The following is an 11470-nucleotide window of genomic DNA, read 5'->3' as shown; positions in this document are numbered from 1 at the left end:
GTTCAGCTCGCCCGCGCCGCCAACGTGGCATCGTCGCTTGGCAGCCGTCACTGCGATGGCTGGCTGCACTTGCTGAACGCCGGGCCAGGGCTATTGGCGTGGGAAAGCAGGGAACGGAAGACCGCCCACGGGAACCTGTACGCTGTTGCGGGGAGATGCCGCGGCCGCATGGGGAAGATGGTCTTTCGTACTGCTTCGCGGACAATGAAAAGAGAAAGACTTAGCGCCGGAACGACGAGACCCGTGCCCACTGGCGGCAACCGAATCCTGATCCTGTTGGCCATCAATAGCGGGTTCGCCGCTTTAAAAACTGTGGGTGCCGAAGTCCGGTAGTCCTTTCGATGCGGATGTTCGCCATCCCGTCGGCGGCCAACATGACCGTGCGTTCCCGCAGGGCCACCGCTGCAGTGCATACCTTTCGACGGCGTGCTAGCGTCCGATTACAGGTGTGGCCCTGAATGCGTTGACGGTCCTGTCCAGGAGAACTTGTGTGTCGCTTCCGGAGTCAAGGATTGTGTTCCGGGCTGAAGCGGAATCGACCATGACGGCGGTTATGGCCAGGCCGTCTGAGGCCTCGGTCGTGAGGAGTGCGTCTACCTGGGCTGCAAAGGCGGAGTCACTTGATTTTGCGTGAACGTCCATTGCCACGGCGTGGTTGCTGGAGACGTAGTTTCCACTGCCTGCCGTCAGTCGGATGATGACAGGCGTCGCACCTGTTGGGCGGATGGTCTGTGAGTCGATCACCTCGGAGAAGTGGTTGCCGATGATGGAATTGTTGCTGCCGTTGATGCGGAGAAGTCCGTACACGTCGTCCCGCCCGTTGTCGGTTCCGAGGAAGGGCGTCCATGGCTCGTGGTCGCGCAAGAAATGATTCGTGGCCACGAGGTTCTCTGAACTGTTTCCGGCCAGCTCTACCATGCCGGGGTAGAACGAATGCAGGCGGTTGTTGGTGATGCTTGATCGCGTGACGCCGTTGAGATGGACGCTGCTTGCACCACGGGGAAAGACGTTGTTTGCGGCGATCAGCAGCCCGCCATGATTTTCGGCGTAGATCGAGTGGCCCTTGAATCCGGCTCCGATCAGGTTGTCGGTGATTTTTGAGGCCTGTCCCCACCCGCGCAGTTCTATGCAGCTTCCGCATTCAGCGATGAAGTTGTCGTGTATGGTCAGGGCGTCCGCATTGTGGATGGTGAGTGCGTGTTCGAGGTAGACGAACCCCATGCCGGTGATGCGGAATGAGTCGTTGGCGGTCGCGGCATGGATTCCGGTCTTGCCGTTGACGTAGGTGTTTTCTGGATGCATCTGCGAGCCATCGTCGTTGAAGTGCATCCCGTCGATGCAGAAGTTGGAGAACTCAACCGAGCTGATCCGCGGGCTCCCGCTGCGCTCGATGTAGAAGGCGGCGCCTTTGGAATCGTCGTCTTCTTCATCACTGCGCGGCATGTTGACGATGATGCGGCTGCCGCCGGGCCAGAGCTCATGCAGCCCGGGCCATTCGTCTTCGGGAACGTTGAACCGGATGCTCGATGACGTAAAGCCGTGTCCGGAGCCCTCGATTTTGAGGAAGCTGATGTCGATCACGACTTGCGAGCGTAGGTGGTAGTCTCCGGGCGGGAGATAGATGACCGCCCCCGGCTTTCCGCCGCTGTTCGAATCGGTGTCTATCTGCCGGTCCTTGATGTCGGCAATGATGCTGTTGATTACTTCACCGACGTCTTCGGATGGATTGCCGATGGGCCACGTAGTCACGTCGTAGTGGTTGTTGCTTGACATGGGTTCATTCCTCGATGTTGTGGTTGCCTGGCATTTGAGGGTGCGGGGAGTCGGACTGATTCGGTTACGGATCCAGGGCGTCTCGATTATGGCGCGCTTCGGTGGTGGGTGCGGGGAACCTGACCGGGTTCCCCGCACCCACCTGGCGTTTTACGGGGTGGGGCGGAATCCGTAACTGGTGGAGTTGGCCAGCAGTTGTGCTTCGGTTCCACTGTCAAAGACGTGCGAGTTGGTCGTCCCGGCGTCCAGGACCACCGTGTGGACCGTGAGGTTGGAGATGATGTGGTTGGCGCCGATGAGGTTTTGGTCTCCGTTCTTGATGCGGAAAATCGCCGCTGTTCCGCCGGCCGGTTTGACCTGGTCTGGCGGGACGATCAGGGTGACGTGGTTGGCGGTGATGGTGTTTCCGTCGCCGTTGACCTGCACGACGCCAAAATCATCGGGGAGGCCGTTGCCGATACCGATGAAGGGGCCGTACGTCTCGACTTGGCGCTCGAACATGTTGGAGCTGATCAGGTTCTCTTTGCAGTTGCCTTCCAGTGTGATGCTTCCGGGGTAGAAAGACTGGAGGCGGTTCGCCGAGATGTTGGATCGGAATGAGTTCTTGATGTGAACAGAGTCAATGCCCCGCGGGAAGATGTTGTTGCCGGTGATCAGCAGGCCGTTGCTGTTCTCTGCGAAGATGGTGAAACCGACCGGCCCGGCGCCGAGGTGGTTGTCTGAAATCTTGGATGCTTGGCTTCCACCGACGATCATGACGCAGGTTCCACATTCTGCGAGGAAGTTCCCGGAGACGTCGAGCGCGTCCGGTCCCTGGATTAGCAGTGCTTGTTCAAGGTAGACCATTCCCATGCCGCGGACACGTGCGGAGTCGTTGTCGGTCGCGAACCGGATTCCCACCTTGCCGTTCCGGTATGAGTTTTGGTTGCTGCCGAATGAGACTCCGTCGAGGCAGAAGTTCTCGAAGGCGATGGCGCTCAGACGGGGGTTACCCTTGCGCGAGACGATGAAGGCTTCAGTGTTGCCGTCGGTGTTCTCGACCTTGATGTGGCTGCCGCCTGGGTTGATCTCGTGCCACCCGGTTGTGTCCGAGTTGTAGCGAATCGACAGCGAGGTGAATCCGTGTCCGGATCCCCGGATGGTCAGGAAGCTGACATCGACGACGACGCGCGTCTTCAGTGAGTAGGTTCCCGGCGGGATGTAGATGACTGCGCCAGGCTTGTCTGTCTGGTTCGTCTGTCGTTGCTTGATGTCGGCGATGATGCTGTTGATCACCGCCCCTATGTCGTATTGTGGGTCGATTGGTTTCCCGGGGGTCTTCCAAGCCGTGACGTCGTACACATTGGATTCCATCTGCATGCCTTTCACTGGTTTGAAACGTCGCTTTTACAAGAGGCCGACAGGGACTCTGTGCATGGGTGCGGGCTGGCTAGCTTGCTGCGGTGGCGTTGTATCGGCCAGCGCCGGCTTGGCGCTTAGAAAGCTAAGCGCGGCAAGTGCTGCAGCAGCGGCCGTGGTTTGAACGACGGCGCGGCGTGTGGGTTGGGACTTTTCCATCAAGGTTTCCCCCTTTCTGTGTAGATCGTTTTGGTCGTTTCCGGGTGGCTTTGGACAGGGGCTGGAAACGCGGAGCGGAGCAGGTGCGGGACCGGGTCCCGATTGTAAAATCAGACCCGGGCCTGGTCTCTCGTGAGCTCGTCCAAGGCGGGCAGGTCAGCGCCGGTCCTGGAGACTGTGATGGCCGCTGCACGGGCTGCTTTCCCGCCAATTTCCTCGAGCCGGCGACCGGAAACCGCCTGCCCGTCCCAGCCGCCACCGTCAAAGACGAGGGCCCAGACCAGTGCGGCCATGAAGGAATCGCCGGCACCCACCGTGTCCGCAACTGCGGTCTTGACGGGCGGGATGTTGACGCGATTCTCGCCACTCGCCAGGTAGGCGCCCCGGTGTCCTCGTGTGATGCCGGCTACGGCCAGACCTCCATCCATGAGCAGATCGAGGACATAGTCGAGTGATTTTCCTGGGAAGAGGAATTCGGCGTCCTCATCGCTGAGCTTTGTGAGATGGCTGGCGAACGCGAGGGCCTTGAAGCGCTTGCGTGAGTTGTCTGAGTCTGGGACGAGGCTCGGTCGAACGTTCGGATCGAACGTAATGAGTGCCCCCGCGGACCGGCCGCGTCGAAGGATGTCTCTGGTGATGTCCGCGCCGGGATCAAGAAACGCCCCAAGCGAGCCGGTGTGAATGACCTTCGGTGCTCCGATGTTCTCAAGGTTGCACGGGTCCCAACTCAGCGCGAATTCGTATGTTGCCGATCCATCATCGGCGAGGGTGGCAACTGCCTTGGATGTCGGTGCCTTCGTTGTGGATTCTGCGGTCAGGAGTACTCCGGATCCACTCAGGTGCTTTCTGATCAGCTCGCCATCGTCATCGTCGCCAATGGTGGTGTGCAAGCGGGTATCAAGGTTCAGCCGAGATAGTCCGAGCGCGACGTTGGCGGGCGATCCGCCCGGGTGGCGACCCACATGGCCGGCCTGGACCACTTCATCGATGAGCGCTTCCCCGACGACGAGTGCACCTGCGTTCACGACGGGACCCGGGCATCGTGGGCTTCCGACTGGCTGATCGCCTCGATCGCCAACCGGCCATTGACCCAGCTGACGGGCTGGGGGTCGGTGATCTCACCGACCCAGCCGCCGTTCTGGTCGTCGTTGCAAAACGCCAGGAACTGCCACTGCCCGGCGCGGTCCTGAACCAGCCGACCCACGTAGAGCCGCTCGTCCGTGAGGCGGTAGGCATCCGCGGTCAGGAATGGTCCTGCCAAGGTGTCCGCCGGGAACGCCCAAACACCGCCGACGGGGTCCTCGGTGTGGCGTTCATGGGCCAGTTCGGTGGCGAGGCAGGAGAACAGGCCGACGGGTTTGCCGTCGACGTTGGCGGTCTGGACGACTTCGATGTGTCCAAAGCCGGCGCCCGGCTCAGACAGCGGGGGCCGTACCGTCCAGTGGGTCAGGTCGGGTGAGGTTGCATGCCCGATGACCCCACGGTTGTCAGGATCGCCGTGGTTGGCGCGGGCGGTGATCAGCATGTGCCAGGTCTCTTGGTCACGGAACACCCACGGGTCGCGCCACGCCTGGTCCGGCCATTTTCGTGTTTCGGCGGTTTCATACCAACGGGCATCCGGTTCCAGCACCTGCCTGTCCGGCTCGCGACGCCATGTGAAGAGATCGTCGGAAACGACGGAGCTGATGCGCTGGTTCAGTCCGCCTTCGGCGCGGCTGACAGCCGTGTAGAACATCCGCCATGTCCCGTGGTCGTCGCGAACAACCGACCCGGTCCATGTGGCGAGATCGTCGAATGTCGGTGAGTCATCAGGGATGACCGCGTCGGCATGTTCGGTCCACGTTTTGAGGTCTGTGGACGTTGCGTGTCCGATGGTCGCACGCCAGTGGCGGCGGTCGGGGTCGAGGAGGGCCCGGGAGGCCTTCAGGAAGAAGAGGTGGTAGCGGTCGCCATCGTCGGCGATCCAGAAGTCCCATACCCAAGACGCGGCAAGTCGAAGCATGTTGTGTACCTTTCAGTTGTCTCGTGGTTTGGTGACTGAGCCCCGGACGATGAGGGGGCAGTCGAGAAGTGTCGGTTTGTCGGCGAGGAGTTTGTATTGTGCGTCGCCGTGGAGGAGGTGCACGAGGGTTTCCACGGCCCATGCACCCATTTCGTAATGGGGGAGCGCCACGGTGGTCAGGCCGGGGAAGAGGTTCGCGGCGATGAGTTCCTGGTTGTCGAATCCGACGATGGAGAGGTCGTGTGGAATGTTCAGTCCCAATTCCATTGCGGCCCTGTAGGCGCCCATGGCCATCCGGTCGTTGTAGCAGAACAGGGCGGTCGGCCGGTCGTCCCTGGCAAGGACTTCTCGGGCACGCCCGTAGCCGGGAAGGGTTTCCGATGGTGAGGAGGCGATCAGCGTTTCATCGATGGGGATGCCATGCGCTTGCAAAACCTGCCGGTAACCGGCGAGGCGTCCGTGTGTCGCCGGCACGTCGTCGTCGTTGTTAAGGAAGCCGATGCGTGTGTGACCGGCCTCGACGAGGTGGGTGACGGCGGCGACTGCGCCACCGACCTCATCGGGGACCACTGCGGGGACGACGCCGGCCTGGTCCGTCGAGTCGATCAGGACCGCGGGAAGGCCCTTCAGGTTTGGGGGGAGGGGGACCTGGCGGTGGTACATCGTTGCGTAGAGAATTGCGTCCACTTGCCGGTCGAGCAGCGCCTGAACGTCATCCCTGTGCGAGTTGCCGTTGGATTCGCGTTCAGTGTTGACGATGACCAGGGTCAGGTCGTGTTCACGTGCCGCGTTCTGGGCGCCGAGAATGATCCTGCCCGCGTGGGGCGTAGTTGCGATCTCTTCGCTCAACAGGCCGATGAGCCCGGACCGGTTGGTGCGTAGCGCCTGCGCCATCCTGTTCGGTCCGTAGCCAAGTGTTTTTGCCGCTTGGCGAACACGCGCACGTGTCTCTTCGGAGACCCGCGTGTGCGGTGTGTCATTGAGCACGTGTGACACGGTTGTGACCGATACGCCAGCCAGTTCGGCGACATCCCGGATGCCGGCACTCTTCACTGCCACGATTCCTTCTCCCCTTTTTGATGTGTGATGCCCTTTGTAGCCGCGGCCGTCCGGATGGCCATCCGTGCTGCCCAAGCCGACGCGCGGCGGGCAGACGCCAATTTCACGTCAGCGAGTCCCTTGGGCAGGCGGGTCGGTTGCCGGGACTCCATGCTCGTCAAGGTTTCCTTTCAGACAGTGACGGGTCAACCCTTCACCGCGCCGAGTGTGAGGCCTGCGACGATGTGCCGCTGGAGGACGATGGCCAGGACGATCACCGGAACCGAGTAGAGCACGGCCAGCGAGGTCATGGTGCCCCAGTCCAAACCAAATTGGCTCTGGAAGTTGGCGATCTGCAGCGGTGTTGTGACCGCGCGTACCGAGGTCAGCAGCAGCGCGAAAATGAAGTCGTTCCACGAGGCGAGAAAGGCGAAGATCGCGGCGACCGCGACGCCGCCGCGGGTGATCGGGATTACGATCCGCCACAGCGACCCGAGCCTGGAACACCCATCGACGCGCGCCGACTCCTCGAGCTCGTCTGGCACTGCCTCGAAGAAGCTCGCCATCAGCCAGATCGACAGGGGGAGCGAGATCGTCGTCTGGGCCAATGCCAGGGCGAAGGAGGTGTCGGACAGTCCGAGATTGTGAAAGACGGCGATCAGCGGGGCGCCGACAACGATCGCCGGCACCATCCTCATGACCAGCGCGAGCAGGATGAACACCCGGCCCAGGCGGGTGCGGTAACGGGTCACCGCGTAGGCCGCGGGAACTGCGAGGACCAGCGAGATGAGGGTGCTCATCACCGCGGTCTGGATGCTGTTCACGAACGACTGCGGAACGCCTTGGGTGCTCAGGGCCATGACGTAGTTCTGGATCGTCCAGGTCGAGGGCAGGATCGTCGGCGGAATGGCGTTCGTTTCGATCGGCGTCTTGAACGAGGTGAACAGCATGTAGACAAACGGGAAGGCGTACAGGACGACGAGCACGGTCAGCGTCGTCCAGAGGATGGCGCGGGTGCCGCCGCGTCGGGACTCGAGTCCGTTCATTACTGATCACTTCCTGGTCGCCAGATGGTAAGTACAGCGATGACGGCGACGACCATCAATGCGAACAGGTAGATCGTGCCCATGGCGCTTGCCAGGCCCGGGTTGCCATTGGCGATTTGGGTGTTATAGACGAGCAGGGAAAGGACATTCGTCGAGTTTTGGGGACCACCATTCGTCTGGACGACGATCACGTCAAACGCCCGAGCGGCGTCGACGCCCCTGACGATGAGGGCAACGGCAATCACCGGGCGCAGCAGCGGCAGGATGATTCGGAAAAGCAGGGTCGGGTAGTGCGCGCCATCGATTCGTGCCGCCTCGATGATCTCACCGGGAACGTTCTGCAGTCCCGCGAAGAGGACGAGTGAGATGAAGGACGTGGTGAGCCAGATATCGGGCAGGGCGACGGAGAAAAGTGCGATGTTCGGGTCGCTCAACCACTGGATCTGGTTGGGGGATGAAATGAGGTGCGCTTCGTACAACAGCTGGTTGACGATCCCGGAATTGTCGATCAGGAGGAAGCGCCACAGCAGACCGGCAACGATCGGGGCGATCATCAGCGGGTAAAGGAAGATCGTACGGAAGAAGCGCGAACGGTTGCCCAGCCCGCTAAAGAGCAGCGCGACGGTCAGGCCGAGGACGAACTCAAGGGTGACGACGATTGCGGTGTACGCGATCGTGCGCACTGCCGAATTGCCGAAGCCGGCGTCGGTCAGGGCCCGGACGTAATTGTCGAAGCCGACGAAGGTGTGCGGGCCGCCGGCGATCGGGTTGTAGCGGTAGAAGCTGTTGATGACGAACTGGAGCAGCGGCCATGCGACGAAAACGGCGAGGAAGAGCGCGGCCGGAAGCATCAGCAGGGTGGCGAAGCGGTTGTCGGTCAGCCGGAACCGCTTTCGGGCACGCGGAGGGGACGGGCGGGAACTGTGGGCGGCAGGCCGGGTGGCCGGCCGCTCCGGAGTCATGGCGGTCATCACTATTGCTGAACAATCTGATCGATTTGGGCAGCTGCGGCCTTGAGGAGCGCGGCGTTGTCCGCTCCAGGCTGCAAGGACTTCTGTATCATCGGGATCAGCGCATTGTTGACGATGTTCTGCCAGTTCGCGTTCGCCGGCCGCGTGATGGTCGCCGGTGCCGAAAGGGTGGTGATCATCGGCTTGTAGGCGGCATAGCCCGGCTTGTTCTCGTACTGATGGAGCGCGGAGATGCGAGCGACCAGCCCCAGCGACGTGGTGGCACTCAGGGCGTTGTGGTCATAGGCGAACTTGACGAAAGCCAGGGATGCGGACTGGTGAGGGCCCTGCCTGGGAATGCTGAGGTAGTAGGGTCCGGGTACCCCGGCGATGCCGGCGGGGCCTGCGACCATGGGTGCGACCGCAGTCTTGCCATATACAGGGGAGCTGGTGGGGATCTGCCTGTAGGCGTGGGCCCAGAAGAGCATCATGGCTGATTTGCCCTGGTTGTACAGGTTTTGCGCGGCATTCCAGTCGACGGCGGCCGCCCCGGCAGGTGCATACTTTGCGAGGCTGGTGTAGTAGTTGAGCGCCTTGAGGCTTGCCGCATCACCGAGGGTTGATTTGGTGCCTGCCGCATTCAAGACCATTTCCTTTTCGCCGGCCTGGGACAGCGCGGCAAGGTACTGCGTCTCCTCGGCACCGGGAAGGGGTGCGCCGTACATGCCGTTCTTGGTGAAGAACGCTGCAACATCGGCGTACTGTTGCCAGGTCGTGGGCGGCTTCAGGTCGTAGCCGTACTTCGCCTTGAAGGCGGCCTTGTTGGCACTGTCGTTGAACAGGTCGGTGCGGTAGTAGAGGATCTCCGAGTTGGTGAAGGCCGGCATGCCGACGTAGTTGGCACCGACCTTGGCCTCCTGGACGACGGACGGGAAGTTGTCCGCTTTCACCGCCGGCGTGTACAGGTCATTCAGCGGCTGAAGTCCCGCGGCGAACGTCGGCAGCCAAATCGCGTCCAGGGCAGCGACGTCGAAGGATACGCTGCCTGTGGAGAGCTCGCTGTTGACGCGGTTGTAGAGGCCGTTGTAAGGCAGTTCGACGAAGTTCACCTTCACGCCGGTGTCCTTCTTGTACAGGTCGGCGATGGGCTGCAGTTCCGCATGCCCGCCCGCTTCGACCAAGACGGTGATCGACTTCACGGGTGCTGAGCTGTTGGTGTTGGCGCCCGGCGTGCAGGCGCTCAGGGCCAGTAGGGAGGCCGTGGCGACGGCGACTGCTGTGGCCGCCTTGAAGCGGGGCAGGCGCACGTGACGCGACCCCGTCAGTTTAGTGCGAAGCATCGTTACTCCGATTTCAATTTGACGCGGCGCCGGCCGCGAGGTGGGTTCACCGGACTGGCGGTGAAAAAACGTTTTGGCAAAACGTCTTGGCACTAGCCTATGGTTCGGGGTTTCTCGCAGTCAATGGCCAAAATTTGCCAAAATCTGCCAAATTTTTTTGGCTGCTCAAAGCCCGGATCGGCCCGTGAACGAGGGGCCAATAGTGGGGCGGGAATCTCCTCCACCGGGTACCAGGGGCGCTACGCGCGGATGCCGGCAGAGGGGGACCGGCAGCTTGGCGGTTCGACTGTGAAGCTGACTTTCAGATGCCGTTTTACTGGGGCCGGAGTATGGAGGTCCGCAAGTCAGGCGATGGTTCACCCAGGAAGAGACTTCACGGCGGGTGCGGATCTGGATCAATTTCGAGAGCTAAACTGCGACCGTCCAGGAGATTGCAAAGCCCTAACCGACACGATTCGGCTTGCCCCCCAGGGTGGCTGCAAAGTCGTTTGTGAGAATTCAGCGTCCTAAAATGTGGGACGAACCCGGCCTGGCTGTTAATGAGCGAGAACCCCTTAAGCATGTGATTGTTCAGTCCCACATGTTGCCAGGAGTTCTCGCATGCCATCGTTTCACCTTGCCTCGTTCATTGACGAATTCGCCACGACCGGGCCGGTGGAGATTGACCCGGGAGAGGTCCTTGCAGCGCTGGTCGGGCTGAGGGATCCGCGGAAGAAGCGCGGTGTTCGGCACCGCGTCGCGCACTTGCTGGTCATCATGGTTTGCTCGGTGCTGGCCGGGGCCACCACGTTGGTGGAGATGGCCGAGTGGGCAACCGACACTGCCCGGGACCAACTCGCCGCCCCGGGCATCGGCGCCCCGCACGCAACGACCTGGGCCAGGGTCCTCCAACGCCTGAACACTGACACCCTGGACCGGCTGGCCGGTTCCTGGGCTCAAGGCATGACAGCGGTGGCGGCCATCGCCATTGATGGAAAGGAGGTCCGTGGCGCCAAGAACGGCGGCGGCACACGGGTCCACCTGCTCGCCGGCATTGACCACACCACCGCGGCGGTGCTGGTACGGAAGAATGTGTCCGAGAAACCAATGAGACCACCGTTTTTCTTGCCCGTTCTGGAAGGCATCAAGGACCTGAGGGACGTGGTCATATCCGCCGACGCCCTCCATACGCAGCGTGTGCATGCCGAATACCTGCACACCCGGGGCGCCCGGTACGTGCTCACGGTAAAAGCCAACCAGCCCAAACTTCGTCACCAGCTCGGTTCCCTGCCGTGGATGCAAGTCCGTGCCGGACACAAGACCCGCAACACAGCCAATGGCCGCGAGATCGAGCGGACCGTCAAGTGCGTCAGTTTTGATGTCGGCATCAAATTCCCGCACGCCGCCCAGGCCGCCCAAATCACCCGCAGGTCCCGGCCCCTCGGGACCCGAAAATGGTCGACCGAGACCGTCCACGTCGTCACTTCCCTGGCCCCGGCGCAAGGGAAGCCGGACCTCATCGGATCCCTGGTCCGCGGCCACTGGGGCATTGAGAACGCCCCTGCACTGGCGCCGCGACGTGACCTGGCGCGAAGACAATTCCCAGATTCGGCGGGGCAACGCCCCGCGTGTCATGGCCTCCCTGCGCAACATCGCGATCACGATCCTGCGCCTGGAAGGCGAAACCAACCTTGCCAAAGCCACCCGCGGCGCACGCAAGTACCCGCACCGTGCCCTCAAACTCATCGGCCTGTCTACCAGCTAAACGACTTTGCAGACGCCCTG

The 11470-nt window shown here is 61.9% G+C and carries 9 protein-coding genes and 1 pseudogene; 2 read left to right on the top strand and 8 right to left on the bottom strand.

Annotated features, from left to right (window positions below):
* Nucleotides 1–429: 429 nt before the first annotated feature.
* From G6035_RS18580 to G6035_RS18545, 8 genes are all read right to left on the bottom strand, one after another.
* On the bottom strand, nt 430–1773 hold the full coding sequence (locus tag G6035_RS18580; RefSeq protein WP_176618588.1) for a NosD domain-containing protein: 1344 nt from the start codon (nt 1771–1773) through the stop codon (nt 430–432).
* 150 nt (nt 1774–1923) lie between these two features.
* Complete coding sequence (locus G6035_RS18575; RefSeq protein ID WP_176618587.1) at nt 1924–3126, bottom strand: NosD domain-containing protein; 1203 nt, start codon at nt 3124–3126, stop codon at nt 1924–1926.
* A gap of 314 nt (nt 3127–3440) precedes the next feature.
* Entirely contained in the window at nt 3441–4355 is a 915-nt protein-coding gene (locus G6035_RS18570) for a carbohydrate kinase (protein ID WP_176618586.1), read from the bottom strand.
* Nucleotides 4352–5332, bottom strand: a complete 981-nt coding sequence (locus G6035_RS18565) for a glycosyl hydrolase family 32 (protein WP_176618585.1) — start codon at nt 5330–5332, stop codon at nt 4352–4354. The genes G6035_RS18570 and G6035_RS18565 overlap by 4 nt, the downstream gene beginning before the upstream one ends.
* A 12-nt stretch (nt 5333–5344) precedes the next feature.
* Nucleotides 5345–6391 carry a LacI family DNA-binding transcriptional regulator gene (locus G6035_RS18560; RefSeq protein WP_176618584.1) on the bottom strand — a complete coding sequence of 349 codons (1047 nt, stop codon included), beginning with the start codon at nt 6389–6391 and terminating at the stop codon, nt 5345–5347.
* 185 nt (nt 6392–6576) lie between these two features.
* Nucleotides 6577–7416 carry a carbohydrate ABC transporter permease gene (locus G6035_RS18555; RefSeq protein WP_176618583.1) on the bottom strand — a complete coding sequence of 280 codons (840 nt, stop codon included), beginning with the start codon at nt 7414–7416 and terminating at the stop codon, nt 6577–6579.
* On the bottom strand, nt 7416–8387 hold the full coding sequence (locus tag G6035_RS18550) for a carbohydrate ABC transporter permease (protein ID WP_371131070.1): 972 nt from the start codon (nt 8385–8387) through the stop codon (nt 7416–7418). The genes G6035_RS18555 and G6035_RS18550 overlap by 1 nt, the downstream gene beginning before the upstream one ends.
* Nucleotides 8388–8389: 2 nt before the next feature.
* Nucleotides 8390–9706, bottom strand: a complete 1317-nt coding sequence (locus tag G6035_RS18545) for an extracellular solute-binding protein (RefSeq protein ID WP_176618582.1) — start codon at nt 9704–9706, stop codon at nt 8390–8392.
* Between the two features lie 600 nt (nt 9707–10306).
* On the opposite strand from G6035_RS18545, the pseudogene G6035_RS20720 reads away from it, so the two are divergent.
* A pseudogene (locus G6035_RS20720) lies at nt 10307–11185 on the top strand (ISAs1 family transposase); the annotation flags it as partial.
* A gap of 49 nt (nt 11186–11234) precedes the next feature.
* Nucleotides 11235–11450 carry a hypothetical protein gene (locus G6035_RS20330; RefSeq protein ID WP_256128117.1) on the top strand — a complete coding sequence of 72 codons (216 nt, stop codon included), beginning with the start codon at nt 11235–11237 and terminating at the stop codon, nt 11448–11450.
* The last annotated feature ends 20 nt before the right edge of the window (nt 11451–11470 follow it).

The organism is Arthrobacter sp. SDTb3-6 (assembly GCF_013376095.1).
Taxonomy (GTDB): domain Bacteria; phylum Actinomycetota; class Actinomycetes; order Actinomycetales; family Micrococcaceae; genus Specibacter.
Note: the sequence above shows the minus strand (reverse complement) of the source record. Positions and strands in the feature narration are given on the sequence as shown.